A 15,897-nucleotide genomic window follows, 5' to 3' on the forward strand; every position below is an offset into this window, starting at 1 on the left:
TAAAGCACCTCCCCGGCGAAGGCCGGGGTCCAGTTGGGCAACGTTGCTGACGGAGGACGGCGCTACGTTACGCTGACCTTTCCAACTGGGCCCCGGCCTTCGCCGGGGAGGTGCTCTTCTTGGGAGGTCGGTCGCTCCGACTGCGCTCGCCGCTGGAGCGCAACGTGAACGACCGCCCCTTCCTCAGAACGTCGTGCTGATACCCAGCGTGAACACCTGACCCAGATTGTACCGGTTGATGTACACCTTGTTGCCGTTCTCGAACGTCTGGCCTTCGCTGAACCGCGTCTTGGTGAGGTTGCGCGCCTCGGCCTTCACCTCGAATTTGGCCCCGCGCAGTTCGATGCCCTGGCGCGCGACGAGATCGAGGCGGATGCCGGGCCTTTCGATGATGTCGGGCAGGAAGCCCGCGCCACCGAGGTTGGACGGGCCGCGGTTCGTCACGCGGTCGCTGGCATAGTTGAACAGCAGCGTGATCTGAGACAGCCGCTTGGTATCCTCCAGTCCAAGCTGGACGTTGACCAAGTGATCCGACTGACCGGTGAGCGGCGCGCCGTCACGGAAATTGCCCGTCGCGGGCGCAAACCCGGTATCGCACCCTGCGACCTTCGTGGTCTGGTCGACCACGTTCGGCACGCAGGTGTCGTCCACCGTGATCGACGACTGCGTATAGGTGTAGTTGGCGATGAACAGCAGCCGCCGCGTCGCGAAGAAATCGCTGCCGAGCGTGTCGAGCGGCACGTATTTCTGGAACTCGACCTCGCCGCCGTACAGCTTGGCCTTGGGCAGATTGGTGAAGCCGGTCTGGAGACGATCGTCCGCGCCGGTGTAGAAACCGACCTGCTCGATCGGCTTGTCGATCCGCTTGTAGAACGCACCGAGCGTGAAACGCTGGTCACGCGCGAAGAACCACTCGTACCGTGCGTCGAGATTGTAGAGCTTGGTATCCTGCAACAGCGGGTTACCGAAGAACAGGCGATCCGATTCGGGATCGCGGAACTGCTGCGGCGCAAGCTCGCGGAACTGCGGGCGCGAGATCGTCTTCGATCCACTGACGCGAAACTGCATGTCGGGCGCGAAATTCCAGGTCAGCGTGGTAGCCGGCAGGAAATAGTCGTTCTTCAGGCGCGTCGTCGCGGAATCGATCGGGGTCACCCGCTCGTCCGCCGTCTCGTAGCGGACGCCGATCGTGCCGCGGATACCGTCGGCGACCTCGGCTTCAGCCTGGACATAGCCTGCATGAATACGCAGCGACGCGTCATACTGGTACGCGCCGAGCGGGGTGTTGAACTGCAGCTCCAGCGAGTTGTTCGGATCGTTCGTGTCGATCGCGAGCAGATAGTCCGGGCGCAGCAGATTGTAGGGATAGCCCGGCGCGGTGCCACCACCGCGCGGCGTCTGGTAATTGAACTGAAGGCGCGACGACGTGCGCTTCGTGTCCGAATAGAAATAACCGGTCGAAAGCGTCACCGGCCGCGCGGTCGACAGCTTGTAGGCCAGATCGGCCTGCCCGCTGTAGAGGTCCTCCTTCAGTTCGCTGAAGATGATCGACGCGAACGGCGAGAAGCGCTGCGTCACCTGATAGGCGCCGTTACACTGCGCGCCCCCGGTGCCGTTCGGATCCTGCACGGTGATCGGCAGACCCGTCGTGGTGGTGTTCGAGCAGAGATAATCGAACTGCCGCTCGTACGGCGCGTTGCGCTTCGAATTCGCGTAGGCGCCGCGGACGTCGAGCGTCAGCGCGTCCACCGGCTTGAACGCGCCGACCAGCTGGGTCTCGAACAACTGGCGTTCGAACCAGTTGGTACTCTGCTGGAAGCGCAGACCGCTCGAGTTGTTGTAGGTGGTCGCCGCCGACCCGCGCGCCTGCTTGAGCGTATCGTGAATGTAGACGTTGGTGAGCTTGACGCTGTTCTCGCCGAACTCGTAGCCGATGCCGAGCAGTCCGTTGGCGACCATCCGGTTGTCGGTCAGCAGCGTCTGGAAATCGTTGCGCAGCAAACCCTCGGGCGTGACCGAATCCTGCTGCGTGATGTTGCGCGTGCGGAAGGTGTTGCTCGCGCTGACCGATGCGATGACGCCGAGCCGGCCCGATCCGATGTCGAACACCGTACCACCGCTGATTTCGCCCGAGAAATTGGCGGGGAGCTGGTTGTTGCGCTGGAGCAGCGAGGTCGAGGCGTTGCTGAGCGTGGCGGCCTGCGCGGCGGAGATGTTGCCGTTGCCCTTTGGCGCATCCTTGATGAAGCTCGGCACCTTGCGGGTGCCGTCGTCGTAGCCGATCCAGTCCTTATCGCCGCCGTAGTAGGTGTAGCCGAGCTCGCTGGTCGTCGCGGTGTCGGCCGAAACCGAGCCTCCGAACGACAGGAAGTTCTTGTCCGGGATCGTCTTGGTCGTGAGGTTGATCACGCCGCCGCCGAATTCGCCGGGATAGTTCACCGAATAGGTCTTCTGGACCAGCGCGGACCCGACGATCGTGGTCGGGAAGATGTCGAGCGGGACCGAACGGCGTAGCGGCTCGGGGCTCGGCAAGGGCGAACCGTTGAGCAGCGACGACGAGTAGCGATCGCCGAGGCCGCGGACATAGACGAAGCCGTTGCCGACGATGCTGAGACCGGTAACGCGCGACAAGGCGCCGGCGATGTCGCCTTCGCCGGTGCGGGCGATGTCCTCGGTCGACAGGATCGACACGACCTGCGGCGTCGCACGGACGAAATTCGGGATGTTGCGGCCGACGACGACGATGTCCTCGCCGCCATTGGGATCATAACCAGGCGTCGACACTTCGGCCTGTGCACCGGCGGCCTGTGCACCTGCAGCCTGTGGCGCAGACGTGTCCACCGGCGTCGAGGTAGGCCCCGTCGGCGTTGTCGAGGCGGGGGGCGGCGCGGCGGGAGCCGGCGCGGCGCCACCAGTTTGGGCCAGCGCGGCCGGCGTGACCAGCTGCGAGGTCAGGAGAAGTAAGGTGGCATAGCCGAAGCGCGTTTGCATGGCCGAATATCCAGATCAGGGGTCTATGGGCGAATGCCGGGGCGGTCTTTGGAACCGCCCCGGCATCGCTGCTCACATCATCGACTGCGGAGAGCCGACCGGAGGCTTACCGGCCGTTGCAGTTGAAGTAGACCGAGGTGAAGATCGGCGGGCCAACGTCCTGCTTCGACGCATCGGCCGCGCGGATCGTCGAGCGATCGGCCTGGCTGGTTTCCTGCGCGATCAGGTTGAGGCAGGCGACGGTCGCCGGCGTCTTCACGATCCCGTTGATGAAGCGCATGTCCGACCCGCCACGCTGGCGGATCGCGGCCGGCGCAAGCGCGGTCTGGACGAACGTGAAGTTCGAATACTGGCCGAAGGTCCGCGGCAGCAGATCCTCGGCACCGTTCGAGTCGATCTCGGTCGAGAACGAGTCGGCGGTCGCACCCAGCAGACGCTGCGCGGCGATGATGAACTGCATGAAGCCGCGATACCCGTTGTCGATATCGTAGCCGTCGTCGTCCGCGCCGGTGACCGCGAAATACTTGATGTTCGTGGTGCCACCGAAGATCTCGATGCCGTCATCGGCTGAATTGTGGCTCTGGACGTGATCGATCGTCGTACCCGAACCGGTGCCGCCCAGCGTCAGGCCCTGAAGCTCGTTGCCGTCGCTGATCGCGATGCCGCTGTAGCGGATCTGGACATATTGCATCGTGCCGCTGTTGTCCGCGGCGGTTGGGCCACCGTAGAAGCGCCCGGTGACGCCTTCGATCGCCTGCTGGCAGGTCGTGCTGGTGCCGCCGGCGTTGTTCGGACCGGTGCCGGTCGCGCAGACCGCGACGGGGGCGCGGCCGAGCAGGATGATCCCGCCCCACTGGCCCTGCGTCGCATCGCTGACGCCGTTGGCGGTCAGGTTCTGCTGCGACGTGAAGATGATCGGCGCATCGCGCGTGCCGACGGCGCTGATCTTCGACCCGCGGTTGACGAGCAGGAGGTCGGCGGTGACTTCGGTCGAGTCCGCCGCGACGATGACGCCCGGCGCGATCGTCAGCGTCACGCCGGTATCGGCACCGGTCGTGCCGACATCGGCACCGACTTCGGTCTGGCCGCGCAGGCGGTAGAACACGCCGGCGATCTTCGGCAGCGTCAGGCTGGACGAGATCACGGTCGGCAGGCGGCAGGCGCGGAACGTCTGGACCAGGCCGTCGTCGATCGTGCCGGTCGGGCATGCTGCGGCCGAACCGCCAGTACCGACAGCGGGAACCGCCGTGCAGCTAGCGGTCGTGGTGCCGCCGAACTGTGCCGAGGTCGAGTTGCAGGTCCATCCCTGGAACGCGGTGTCGGACGGTCCGTTCAGCGCGCCGACGAAGTTCGTGCTGGTGAAGAACGGGTTGATCGACGAGGAGTCGGTCGCGGTCGTGGCGGACGTCGCGGCGGTCGGGTACACGCCGGTCAGGACGTTGGTGCCGCTGACGTTGTTGTTGGTGCCGGCATTGACGATCGCGAGCTGCTCGTCGGCGCTGATCGTGATCGCACCGCTTGCGATGGCGCCCGAGGTCGAGGCGAACTGCGCGGCGGTAATTGCCGTCGGCGTGGGTGTCGGGGTTGCCGGCGTCGGCGTCGGCGTGGCGGGCGGCGTGATGATCACCGTGCCTGCGCCTGGCGAAGCGACATCGTCGGCGCCACCGCATGCGGTGAGTGCGAGGCAGGCCGTGCCGGTCAGCAGGATCGTGCCGAGGCGAGTAAAGGTGGTCATGCGAAGGACTCCCGAGTCGTACCGTTGATTGTTCGGATCGACCCAGGCTCCCCCCTGCCGACCGTGACATGGCGGTTAGGCTGGGCAGATGACGCCACGATGCGATTTCGGTTACGCTTGCATGACTATGATGTGACGGTTTGATGACCGCTGGTTGGGACGATGCTGGGACGCAGGCTTGAAACGCGCGCAGATGAACACATCTCTTCCGATCCGGCGCGCGATGATTTACAGGCGCTGCCAGCGTCACCGCTCGCGCATCCCTGCGTCCGAGCGGCCAGACCATCATTACAGGATTATTCGACGACAATGGCCTCTTTCAAGGACCCCAGTTTCCAGGACCGCACGAGCAGCGCAGCCGCCGCCAAGCAGAAGGCGCTCGAAGCGCTCCGTGCCAAGCCGCCGATCGACGAAGCCGTCGTCGCCGAGCGCCTTGCCGCGCGCGAAGCCAAGGAATCGGCGGAGCGCGAGAAGCGCGCTGCCAAGCGTGCTGCTGAAGACGAGGCAAAGGCTGCCAAGAAGGCCGAAGCCGAGGCCGCTGCCGAAAAGAAGCGCGAGGCCGAGGCTAAGGTCGAACTGACCGACGCCGAGAAGAAGGCGATCCGTGACGCCAAGTATGCGGCGCGGAAGAACAAGAAGAAGTGATCTTTGGGGCGGCTGTGGGGCCGCCCCTGTCTTCTGGATCAACGGCTGCTCGCTGAAAGCACCTGCCCAAAAAGACTACCACCCCGGCGAAGGCCGGGGCCCAATTGGCAAGGTCGCAGTGATGAACCGCACACCTAGGTTACCGACGTTTCCCAATTGGGCCCCGGCCTTCGCCGGGGTGGTGATCGTGGAACGGGTGCAGTCCACTAACTAGCTTGTTCTCCCGCGAAGGCGGGAGTCCAGACTGGGCTCCCGCCTTCGCGGGAGAACAATCAGGCGTGGGTAACGGACGGGGTGAAGCAGGCCCTTACTCCGCCTGCTCCCAACCACCACCAAGCGCCTTGAACAGCGCCACCGTCAGTTGCCGCAACTGCGCATCGCTGGACACCAGCTGTTCGCGCGCCGTCAGCACGTCCGTCTCCGCATTCAGCAGTGTCGTCTGCGCCACGAACCCAGTCCGGTACTGCGACTCCGCCGCGTTCGCGCTGCTCTGCGCATCGATCACCGCGCGCTGCAACGCTGCGTTGCGGCGACGCTCGGCCGCGATCTGCGCAAGCGGGTCCTCGACGTCGCGCAACGCCTGCAACACGGTCGAGCGATAGCGGAGATACGCCTGCTGGCGGTCCTCCTCGCGTGACTTCACGGTCGCCTTGCGCCGGCCCCAGTCGAGCAACGGAAACTGCGCCGCACCGGACGCGGTCAGCTGGAGGCTGTCACCCGAGAACAGATTGCCGAGCGCGGTCGAGATCAGCTGGCCCATGCCGGTGAGGCTGAACTTCGGATACATATCCGCCACCGCCACGCCGATATCCGCCGTCGAGGCCGCGAGATCGCGTTCGGCGGCCCGCACGTCCGGGCGGCGCCGCAACAACTCTGACGGCAACCCGGCCGGGATCGTCGGCACCCCGAGTGGCGCGGCCGAAGGCGCCGCGAGCTCCGCCATCAGCGTCGCCGGCGGCTCGCCGAGCAGGATCGCCAACGCGTGCATGCGAACATCGACATCGGCACGGACCGGTTCGGCGCGCGCCTCGGTCGAGGTGATCGAGGCGCGCTGACGCGTCACGTCGATCGGGGGAACGAGGCCAACCTTAGCGGTGTTGCCCGCGATCTCCAGCGCACGACGCTGGCGGACGATCTCGCCCTCGATCGTCGCGATCTGCGCCTGGTCGAGCCGCAGCGCGAAATACGCTTGGGCGACTTCGCCGGCGAGCGTCACCGCGGCGTCGCGTTTCGACCAGACTGCTGCTTCGGTCCGAGCCCGCGCACCTTCGGTGCTGCGACGGATACCGCCGAACAGGTCGAGTTCCCAGCTGGCGTCGAAGCCGACGGAATAGGTCGTGATCCCGCTGCCGGGCAGCGCGATGCCGCCGGTCGAGCCGGTGCCGCCTGCCCCCGTGCCGCCGCTGAACGCGCGTGCGATCGACGAGAGGCCGGCGTTCTTGCTGAACTCGATATGGCTCGGGCTGGCGCTGGCGTTGACGCTCGGCAACCCTTGCGAGCGCGCGACGATCTCCTGCAAACGGGCCTGACGCACGCGCGAGGCGGCGATCGCGATGTCGGGATTGCCCTTCAGCGCGCGCTCGACGAGGCCGTCGAGTTGCGGATCGCCGAACGCCGACCACCAGCGCGCCGGATCGACGGTCGCACCCACTGTGGCTTGCGGACCGACGAACGCCGGCGGCACCGCCATCTCGGGCGGCGTGTAATTCGGGCCGACGGTGCACCCCGCGAGCAGGGCCGCAACCGCAACCACCATGAACCGCGCACGCATCAATGCATCCCTCCCGAGGGGGCGCCGCCGGTCTTGCCGGAGCGCATGAATAGAACCAGTGGCGCGACGCACAGCACGACCACCATCATCGCGCGGAACACGTCGAGGAACGCGAGCATCGTCGCCTGCCGCTGCATCTGGCTGTACAGCACGGCCAAAGGCGTCGTCGCATCGCCCTGCCCGCCGAACACGCTCGTCGCCTTCTGCATCCAGTCGTTATAATTCGGATCGAGCGGATTGAGCGTCTGCGTCAGTTCCGACTGGTGACGCTGCAACCCGCCTGCAAGCTGCGTCTGCGCGAAGCAGATGCCGATCGTCCCGCCGAGATTGCGCGAGACGTTGAGCAGGCTCGACGCCTGTGCGGTCTGCGTCTGCTTGAGCCCGACATAGGCGATCGCGTTGATCGGCACGAACAGGAACGGCAGCGCCATCGCCTGGAACAGCCGCGCGAACGCCGCGTCGGAGAACGCGATGTCGGCGGTCAGGTGGCTCATGTTCCACAGCGCGAACGCCTGCACCAACAACGCGGGGAAGAGGAGGAAGCGGACGTCGACCAGCCCGCTCAACCGCCCTGCGAACGGCACCATGACGAGCGTCGCCAGACCGCCTGCGGTCAGCGCCAGCCCGGCATCGAGCGAGCTGTAGCCGAGCACCTGTTGCAGCATCTGTGGAATGAGCTGCGTGGTACCGAACAGGATCATGCCGGTGACGCCCATCACGCCGATCGTCAGCGCGAAGTTGCGGTTCTTCAGCAGCTTGAGGTCGATCACCGGGTCCTTGTGGTTCAGCTCCCAGATGACGAGCGTGACCAGCGACACCGCGGCGATGATCGCCGACATGACGATGAAGCCGCTTGCGAACCAGTCCTCGCGCTCGCCGCGATCGAAGGTGAGTTCGAGGAAGCCGAGCCCGAGCGCGACCAGCGCAACGCCGACATAGTCGATCGTCAGGCCGTTCTTGAAGCGCTCGTCGCGGTCCTTCTTCACCTGATCGGGCTCGTCGACGAACGTCTCGACCAGGAACCACGCGGCGATGCCGACGGGGACGTTGATCAGGAACACCCAGTGCCAGCTCGAATATTCGACGATGTAGCCACCGAGCGTCGGCCCGAGCACGGGGCCGACGACGACCACGATCGCGAACGCGGCGAACGCCATTCCGCGTTGCTTGGGCGGGAAGGTGTCGGCGAGGATCGACTGTTCGACTGGCGCCAATCCGCCGCCGCCGATGCCTTGCAGCACGCGGGCGACGACGAGCGTGGCGATGTTCGGCGCGAGGCCGCAGAGCAGCGATGCGAGCGTGAACAGCGCGATCGAGAGCAGGAAATAGCGCTTCCGGCCGATCGCGTCGGACAGCCAGCCCGAGATCGGGATGACGATCGCGTTGGCGACGAGGTAGCTGGTCAGCACCCACGTCGCCTGGTCGGTGGTGATCGACAACCCGCCCGAGATATGATCGAGCGCGACGTTGGCGATCGACGTGTCGAGCACCTCCATGAAGGTCGGGATCGAGATGATCGCGACGATCAGCCACGGGCTGTACTTGCCCGCCGCCGACCGGCTCGGCGACCACGTGTGGCCGCCGCCCGCATCTGCCTTCGCAGGAGCTTTCGCCACCTCAGCGCACCTTGACGGTCGGCACCACCGACATGCCGGGGCCGATCGGATAGCGCTTTGGATCGGGGCCGTTCTTCGCGTCGAACACGATGCGGACGGGGACGCGCTGGACCACCTTCACGTAATTGCCGGTCGCGTTTTGCGGGGGGAGCAAGGCGAACGCCTGGCCTGCGCCGCGCTGGATCGAATCGACATGGCCCTTGAAGTCGACGCCGGGATACGCGTCGACATGGATGTCGACGGGCTGGCCGATCTTCATCAGCGTGAGCTGCGTTTCCTTGAAGTTGGCGGTCACCCACATTTTGTCGGGGATGATCGCCATCAGCTGCGTGCCGGGCGCGACATAGGAGCCGACATTGACCGAGCGATTGACGACCTGGCCTGCGACCGGCGCGGTCACGCGGAGATCGCCGATCGTGACGTTCGCCTGGTCGACCTGCGCGCGGCGGGCGTCGATCACCGACTTGGCCGCGCCGACCTGCTTCCTGGCGACGCTGATCTGCGCGCTGGCGGTGTCGATCTGCTCGCGGGCGGCGGCGGCGTCAGCGGCGGTCTGGCGGGCGGTGGCTCGCGCCTGATCGAGCTGTTGGCCGGCGACCGCGCTCGGATCGAGCCGCAGCAACGCCTCGTAGCGCGCGAGATCCTGCTGGGCCTTTACCGCAGCGGCCATAGGCACGCGCGCTTGTGCGGCTGCCTGCTGACGTTGCGCTTCGGCAGCGGTGACCTGTGCCTGGGCCTGCGCGAACTGTGCGCGGGCCTGCGATTCGTTCGCCTGCGCCTCGACGACCTGCGCATGGCGGCCCGACGACTTGATCACCGCGAGCAGGCGACCGGCCTCGACGTGGCGGTTGTCGATGTCGGCGACCTGGACCAGCGTGCCCGCGACCTGTGGCGCGAGGCGGACGATGTGCGTGTCGACGAACGCATCGTCGGTCGACTCGAACTGGCGCGCATGCAGCCAATAGAGCACGCCGCCGATGATCAGTCCGCCGACGACGATGACCAGGATGATCCAGAATAGCGGCTTCTTGAACACCGACGGCTTCTTGTCGTCCTCAGACCCGTCCTGCTGGTCGGTATCGGACTGCTGGTCCTCGCCGTTCGGATCGGGCTTCCGATCCTCATCGTCATGGTCGTTATCGGAGTGGTTCGTTTGGTCGGTCATGCCTGGCCCTGTTCTTCAGCACGCATCGAATCGAGAATGGCGTCGATATTGGCGTCGATCCGCGCCTTGATATCGAGGATGTCGTTGGGTTCGAGCGTGTCGCGCTCGAGCAGTTTGAGGCAGGTCGCGCGGTTCGCCCGCAGCGTGATGACTTGTCCCATCAAGGTGATCGTCGCGATCCGGCCGGTGCGGATCTCGGCACAACCGGTGGCGATGCAGACGAGGTCGCTCAGTCTGCGCACCATCTGACCCATCACGCCGCCATAGATGCGCTCGAACGCCTCGCTCGGATTCATCTGCTCGCGGAGCACGAACAGCGTCCAGTCCGCGCTCTCGTTGCTCGCCATCTTGTCCGCGAGCCGGCCGAAGATGCGGTGAATCTGGGCGCGGGCTTCGGTGGCATCGTCCGCTGCGACGTCGTGCGACAGCTCGGACGGGTCGCCCATCACGGCGGACATGCGCTCGGCGATCCGGTCGGCGGCGGCGAGGTACAAACCCTCCTTGCCGCCGTAGTGATAGGTGATTGAGGACATCGCGGTGCCCGCCGCGGCGGCGATCCCACGCGTACTCGCTCCCTCCAGCCCTTTGGTGCCGAATTCGCTGATCGCGATGTCGAGGAGTCGGGACTGGACCACGGAGGGCGTTTAGTTCGATCGAACGAACCAGCCTAATGAACAATCTGTCATGGTGCGCGGAAGTTAGAAGTCCGCCGCACGTCGCGTCACGAAAACCACCCCGCCATCCCCACGAAAATCAGGGTCCAGGGTAACCGGCGTTGCACCGCGTGGCTCTGGATCCTGACTTTCGTCAGGATGACGGAACTTTGGGGACGAAGCCCGCCGTGAGATCACGCTACACCGAACCACGCCAGAAACAGCAACGCCGGCCCCCTCGTGCGAAGGAACCGGCGTAAATCTGGTGGGCGCGGCTGGGATTGAACCAGCGACCCCACCCGTGTGAAGGGTGTGCTCTACCACTGAGCTACGCGCCCGAAACTCGTTCGGAAGCGGGCCTTTAGGCAGACCCCGTCCACCTGTCCAGCCCTATCGACACCGGTTCTAGTTGACCGCGTCCTTCAGGCCCTTGCCGGCCTTGAACTTCGGCTGGGTCGACGCCTTGATCGTCATCGGCTCGCCGGTCCGGGGGTTGCGGCCGGTCGACGCCTTGCGCTTCGAGATCGAGAACGTGCCGAAACCGACCAGGCGAACCTCGTCGCCCTTCTTGAGCGATGCCTCGATCGCGTCGAACACCGCCTCGACCGCCTTGACCGCGTCGGCTTTTACCAGCCCGGACGTGTCGGCAACCGTCGCGATCAGCTCCTGCTTGTTCATATAATCCCCCGGAAAAAACTCGAATCAGCCACGATGGACTCGCGACCGCACTCAGCGCGCAATAATGCGGCGGCCCCGTCTGCTGTCAAACGAAACCGCCGCGTCATCGCTTACCAAACATGGATCAGTGGTGAAGGCCACCCCCGACCGGCGCGATCGGTGCCGGTGGCAATGCCGCCAGCTCGTCCGCATCGGTCCACTCGATCGCTTCGAGCGGCTCGGTCAGCGCCAGGCGAAGCACCTCGTCGACATGCGAAACGGGGATAATCTTCAACCCCGCCTTGATGTTTGCCGGGATCTCCGCGAGATCCTTCTCGTTCTCCGCCGGGATCAGCACCGTCTCGATGCCCCCGCGCAACGCTGCGAGCAGCTTCTCCTTGAGGCCGCCGATCGGCAGCACGCGCCCACGCAGCGTGACCTCGCCGGTCATCGCCACCTCGCGCCGGATCGGCACACCGGTCAGCGTCGAGACGATCGACGTGACCATGCCGATACCCGCCGACGGACCATCCTTCGGCACCGCCCCCTCGGGCAGATGGATATGGATATCCTTCCGCGCGAACAGGCTCGGCTTGATCCCGTAGCTCGGCGCGCGCGCCTTGACGAAGCTGAACGCGGTCTCGATCGACTCCTTCATCACGTCGCCGAGCTTGCCGGTGAGCTTGGCCTGCCCCTTGCCCGCGACCGTCACGCTCTCGATCGTCAGCAACTCGCCACCGACTTCGGTCCAGGCGAGGCCGGTGACCGCACCGATCTGGTTCTCGGTCTCGCCGAGACCGTGGCGATACTTCTGCACGCCGGCATATTCGCCGATGTTCTCGGGCGTGATCGTCACGCTGGTGGTCTTGTTCTCGAGGATCTGGCGCAGTGCCTTGCGGCACAGCTTGGCGATCTCGCGCTCCAGCGTACGCACGCCGGCCTCGCGCGTATATTGCTGGATGAGTGTGCGAAGACCCTCCTGCGTCAGCGTGAACTCACCCGGCTTCAAGCCATGTGCCTCGATCTGCTTCTCGACCAGATGGCGCTCGGCAATCTCGACCTTCTCGTCCTCGGTATAGCCCTCGAGACGGATGATCTCCATGCGGTCGAGCAGCGCCTGCGGCAGGTTCAGCGAGTTGGCCGTGCAGACGAACATCACGTCCGACAGGTCAATATCGACCTCTAGGTAATGATCCTGGAACTTGCCGTTCTGCTCCGGGTCGAGCACCTCGAGCAGCGCCGACGCCGGATCGCCGCGGAAATCCTGGCCGAGCTTGTCGATCTCGTCGAGCAGGAACAGCGGGTTCGACGTGCCGGCCTTCTTCAGGTTGGTGACGATCTTGCCCGGCAGCGAGCCGATATAGGTGCGACGATGGCCGCGGATCTCGGCTTCGTCACGCACGCCGCCGAGCGACTGGCGGATGAACTCGCGGCCGGTCGCCTTGGCGATCGACTTGCCGAGCGAGGTCTTGCCGACACCCGGAGGGCCGACGAGGCACAGGATCGGCCCCTTCAGCTTGTTGGTGCGCGCCTGCACCGCGAGATACTCGACAATCCGGTCCTTGACCTTCTCGAGCGCATAGTGATCCTCGTCCAGCGTCACCTGTGCGGCGGCGATGTCCTTCTTGATCTTCGACTTCTTGCCCCAGGGGAGCCCGAGCAGGACGTCGAGATAGTTGCGCACGACGGTCGCCTCGGCGCTCATCGGTGCCATCGTCTTGAGCTTCTTCAGCTCCGACGTCGCCTTGCCGCGCGCTTCCTTGCTCATCTTGAGCGTCGCGATCTTCTGCGTCAGCTCGGCGATTTCGTCGCCTTCGCCCTCGCCGTCCTCGTTGCCGAGCTCGCGCTGGATCGCCTTCAACTGCTCATTCAGATAATATTCGCGCTGCGTCTTCTCCATCTGGCGCTTCACGCGGCTCTTGATCTTCTTCTCGACCTGCAGGACGCCCAGCTCGCCCTCCATCGCCGCGAACGCCATTTCGAGGCGCTTCGACGGGTTGGTTTCGAGCAGGATCGCCTGCTTCTCGGCAACCTTGATCTGGACGTTGGCGATCACCGCGTCGGACAGCTTCGACGCGTCCTCGATCTCGGACAGCTGCACCGACGTTTCCGACGAGAGCTTGCGGTTGAGCTTGGCGTAGTTCTCGAACTGGTCGACCACCGAGCGCATCAGCGCGATGAGTTCGGGCCCTTCGACCTCGGCATCGGCGACCGGCTCGACCGTAGCGGTGAGGAAGTCGCCGCTCTCGTCGAGCGTTTCCAGAGTCGCACGGCCCTTGCCCTCGACCAGCACGCGCACGGTGCCGTCGGGGAGCTTGAGAAGCTGGAGCACGGTCGCGGTGACGCCCATCGAATACAGGTCGTCGCGCGAGGGATCGTCCTCCGCCGGGTCGACCTGCGCGACGAGATAGATCTCCTTGTCCGCCGCCATTGCCGCTTCGAGCGCGGCAACGGACTTATCGCGGCCGACGAACAGCGGTACGATCATGTGCGGGAACACGACGATGTCGCGAAGGGGAAGGACGGGGTACTGGGTCATGAACGCTCCGGTGGGTGCCTGCATGGGGGCATAATCTACAGTGTATATGGTGAGGATGAACCGTCCATCAATTGGTTGGCGGTGGGATCGGTACGATCCGGTCCGAAACGATGCCGCAAACACCCCGTCACCACGGGTCCTTCGGCTACGCTCAGGAGAGCCTTGTTCCGGGGTCCAGCGTTCGAATACCCCACCGTCATCCCCGCGAAGGCGGGGATCCATATCCTCGGAGGTCTGTGATCATGCTGCGAGGCTAGCCGGTATGGGTTCCCGCCTCCGCGGGAATGACGAGGAATATAGGCTTATAGCTTGTATCGCCCTGACCTCCGCGCGAGGATACGCCATGAAATCAGGTCTTCTCCTCGCGGTAAGCGCCGTCGCACTTCTCACAGCCGCCGCGCCGCTTCCCAAGAAGGGCGAGCCCGCGATCACCGCGCAGACGCAGCGGTCTGGGGGCGTACTGACACCCGAGCAGACCGCGCTCCGGTTCGACAGCGCCGACCTCGCGTTCGAGGTGCTACCCGAAACGGAAAGTCTGAACGGTGTCGCTACGCTGGTCTTCACGGCAAAGGCCCCTCTCGCCCGCCTACCGATCGACCTGGACCGCAATCTGCCGGTCAGCGCGATCGCGATCGACGGCGTTCCGCTCGAGCCCTCGGCCTGGAGCAATCCCGAGGGACGACTGATGATCACGCTGCCAAAGCCCGTCCCCGCGGGCGGCAAGGTCACCGCGAAGATCACCTATGGCGGCACGCCGCACGTCGCGGTGAAGGCGCCGTGGGACGACGGCATGGTCTGGTCGAAGACGCCCGACGGCCGCACCTGGTTCGCAACGACCGCGGAGGGCTATGGCTGCGACCTGTTCTGGCCGTGCCTCGACTTCCCGACCGGCGAGCCCGCGCTGGTGACGCTCCACATCACCGTGCCGAAGGGGCTGAAGGCGCCGTCGAACGGCGTGCTGCTCGGCGTCGATACGCTAGCGGACGGCCGGACGACGTGGAACTGGCGCGCCAAGCATCCCAACACCTATGGTATCGCGCTGAACGTCGGGCCGTACGAGGAAATCAGCGGCGCGTACAAGAGCCGCTTCGGCAACAGCATCCCGATGTATTACTGGTATCTGCCGGGCGAGAAGGCGCAGGCCGAAAAGCTGTTCGCCGAGTTCGCGCCAACGCTCGATTTTTTCGAGAGCATGATCGGCCCCTACCCGTTCGGCGACGAGAAGCTCGGCGTGGTCGAGACGCCGCACAAGGGCATGGAGCACCAGACGATCAACGCGTACGGCAACGAGTACGCGAAGGCGCCGGAGGGGTTCGACTGGCTGTTCCAGCACGAATTCGCGCATGAGTGGTTCGGCAATCAGCTGACCGCCGCGAACTGGGACGATTACTGGCTGCACGAGGGCTATGGCACGTACATGCAGCCGCTCTATGGCCAGTGGCGCGAGGGGCGTGCGCGCTATGCAGCGATGATGCAGGGCGAGCGCGCGTCGATCATGAACCGCAAGCCGATCACGCAGCAGCGCGTCACCACCGAAGAGGAGGTGTACGAACTCGACAAGGGCGGTGCGGGGCAGGACATCTATTATAAGGGATCGTGGATGCTCCACACGCTGCGGGCACTGATCGGCGACAAGGCGTTCTTCGACGTGACACGGCTGGCGGTGTACGGGCGCGCGGATCCGAAGCCGGGCAATTTCGCGCCGCGGTTCGGGTCGACGAAGGAATATGAAGCGCTCGTCCGGAAGGTGACGGGGAAGGACTATGCGTGGTTCTTCGACGTGTATCTCCGGCAGGCGGCTTTGCCCGAACTGGTCGAGACGCGGACGGGAAATACGCTGGCTTTGGCCTGGAAGGTGCCGGGTAACGGCCCGTTCCCGCTGCCGGTACAGGTACAGATCGATGGGAAGACGCGGACTTTGCCGATGACGGGCGGGAAGGCGAGCTTGTCGGTCCCGGCGGGCGCGCATGTCGTGATCGATCCGGATGCGCTGGTCTTGCGGCGTAGTGTTGCATTGGAGGACGTGGCTGCCTGGAAAGCCGCGCAAGCTGCGAAGGCCAAGCCCCAATGACCTTTCCACCGTTCCCCCGTAAAAGCGGGGGCCCAGGGCCCCAGGAGACGACGC

The 15,897-nt window shown here is 65.2% G+C and carries 10 protein-coding genes and 1 tRNA gene; 2 read left to right on the plus strand and 9 right to left on the minus strand.

From position 1 onward, the window contains the following. Positions 1-183: 183 nt before the first annotated feature. Positions 184-2,991: a TonB-dependent receptor gene (locus C8J43_RS16930; protein WP_133031913.1), complete on the minus strand. Its 2,808-nt coding sequence runs from the start codon at positions 2,989-2,991 to the stop codon at positions 184-186. 106 nt (positions 2,992-3,097) lie between these two features. Next, positions 3,098-4,726: a hypothetical protein gene (locus C8J43_RS16935; protein ID WP_133031914.1), complete on the minus strand. Its 1,629-nt coding sequence runs from the start codon at positions 4,724-4,726 to the stop codon at positions 3,098-3,100. Between the two features lie 309 nt (positions 4,727-5,035). Here C8J43_RS16935 and C8J43_RS16940 point away from each other — a divergent pair, with 309 nt between their 5' ends. Beyond that, entirely contained in the window at positions 5,036-5,371 is a 336-nt protein-coding gene (locus C8J43_RS16940) for a DUF6481 family protein (RefSeq protein WP_133031915.1), read from the plus strand. 307 nt (positions 5,372-5,678) lie between these two features. On the opposite strand, the gene C8J43_RS16945 is transcribed toward C8J43_RS16940, so the two are convergent. From C8J43_RS16945 to lon, 7 genes are all read right to left on the minus strand, one after another. Beyond that, entirely contained in the window at positions 5,679-7,142 is a 1,464-nt protein-coding gene (locus C8J43_RS16945) for an efflux transporter outer membrane subunit (protein ID WP_133031916.1), read from the minus strand. After that, positions 7,142-8,758, minus strand: a complete 1,617-nt coding sequence (locus tag C8J43_RS16950) for a DHA2 family efflux MFS transporter permease subunit (protein ID WP_133031917.1) — start codon at positions 8,756-8,758, stop codon at positions 7,142-7,144. Before C8J43_RS16950 ends, C8J43_RS16945 begins: the two co-directional genes overlap by 1 nt. A 1-nt stretch (position 8,759) precedes the next feature. Beyond that, on the minus strand, positions 8,760-9,923 hold the full coding sequence (locus C8J43_RS16955) for an HlyD family secretion protein (RefSeq protein WP_133031918.1): 1,164 nt from the start codon (positions 9,921-9,923) through the stop codon (positions 8,760-8,762). Next, positions 9,920-10,558, minus strand: a complete 639-nt coding sequence (locus C8J43_RS16960; RefSeq protein ID WP_133031919.1) for a CerR family C-terminal domain-containing protein — start codon at positions 10,556-10,558, stop codon at positions 9,920-9,922. Before C8J43_RS16960 ends, C8J43_RS16955 begins: the two co-directional genes overlap by 4 nt. A 281-nt stretch (positions 10,559-10,839) precedes the next feature. Next, positions 10,840-10,914: transfer RNA gene (locus tag C8J43_RS16965), tRNA-Val, on the minus strand. Between the two features lie 67 nt (positions 10,915-10,981). Beyond that, positions 10,982-11,254 carry an HU family DNA-binding protein gene (locus C8J43_RS16970; protein WP_056048186.1) on the minus strand — a complete coding sequence of 91 codons (273 nt, stop codon included), beginning with the start codon at positions 11,252-11,254 and terminating at the stop codon, positions 10,982-10,984. A 124-nt stretch (positions 11,255-11,378) separates the two neighbouring features. Continuing rightward, on the minus strand, positions 11,379-13,772 hold the full coding sequence (lon, locus tag C8J43_RS16975; RefSeq protein ID WP_107962240.1) for an endopeptidase La: 2,394 nt from the start codon (positions 13,770-13,772) through the stop codon (positions 11,379-11,381). Between the two features lie 343 nt (positions 13,773-14,115). Between lon and C8J43_RS16980 the strand changes: the two genes are divergently transcribed. Further along, positions 14,116-15,843, plus strand: coding sequence for a M1 family metallopeptidase (locus C8J43_RS16980; RefSeq protein WP_133031920.1), 1,728 nt, complete (start codon positions 14,116-14,118; stop codon positions 15,841-15,843). Positions 15,844-15,897: the final 54 nt, after the last annotated feature.

Origin of the sequence: Sphingomonas sp. PP-CE-1G-424, assembly GCF_004341085.1 — a bacterium.
Lineage (GTDB): Bacteria > Pseudomonadota > Alphaproteobacteria > Sphingomonadales > Sphingomonadaceae > Sphingomonas.

What these genes read in the sequence shown, in the direction of transcription:
- C8J43_RS16980 (WP_133031920.1), top strand. Translation starts at nt 14,116, where the DNA reads ATGAAATCAGGTCTTCTCCTCGCGGTAAGCGCCGTCGCACTTCTCACA.
- lon (WP_107962240.1), bottom strand. Translation starts at nt 13,772, where the DNA reads ATGACCCAGTACCCCGTCCTTCCCCTTCGCGACATCGTCGTGTTCCCG.
- C8J43_RS16935 (WP_133031914.1), bottom strand. Translation starts at nt 4,726, where the DNA reads ATGACCACCTTTACTCGCCTCGGCACGATCCTGCTGACCGGCACGGCC.
- C8J43_RS16930 (WP_133031913.1), bottom strand. Translation starts at nt 2,991, where the DNA reads ATGCAAACGCGCTTCGGCTATGCCACCTTACTTCTCCTGACCTCGCAG.
- C8J43_RS16970 (WP_056048186.1), bottom strand. Translation starts at nt 11,254, where the DNA reads ATGAACAAGCAGGAGCTGATCGCGACGGTTGCCGACACGTCCGGGCTG.
- C8J43_RS16940 (WP_133031915.1), top strand. Translation starts at nt 5,036, where the DNA reads ATGGCCTCTTTCAAGGACCCCAGTTTCCAGGACCGCACGAGCAGCGCA.
- C8J43_RS16955 (WP_133031918.1), bottom strand. Translation starts at nt 9,923, where the DNA reads ATGACCGACCAAACGAACCACTCCGATAACGACCATGACGATGAGGAT.
- C8J43_RS16945 (WP_133031916.1), bottom strand. Translation starts at nt 7,142, where the DNA reads ATGCGTGCGCGGTTCATGGTGGTTGCGGTTGCGGCCCTGCTCGCGGGG.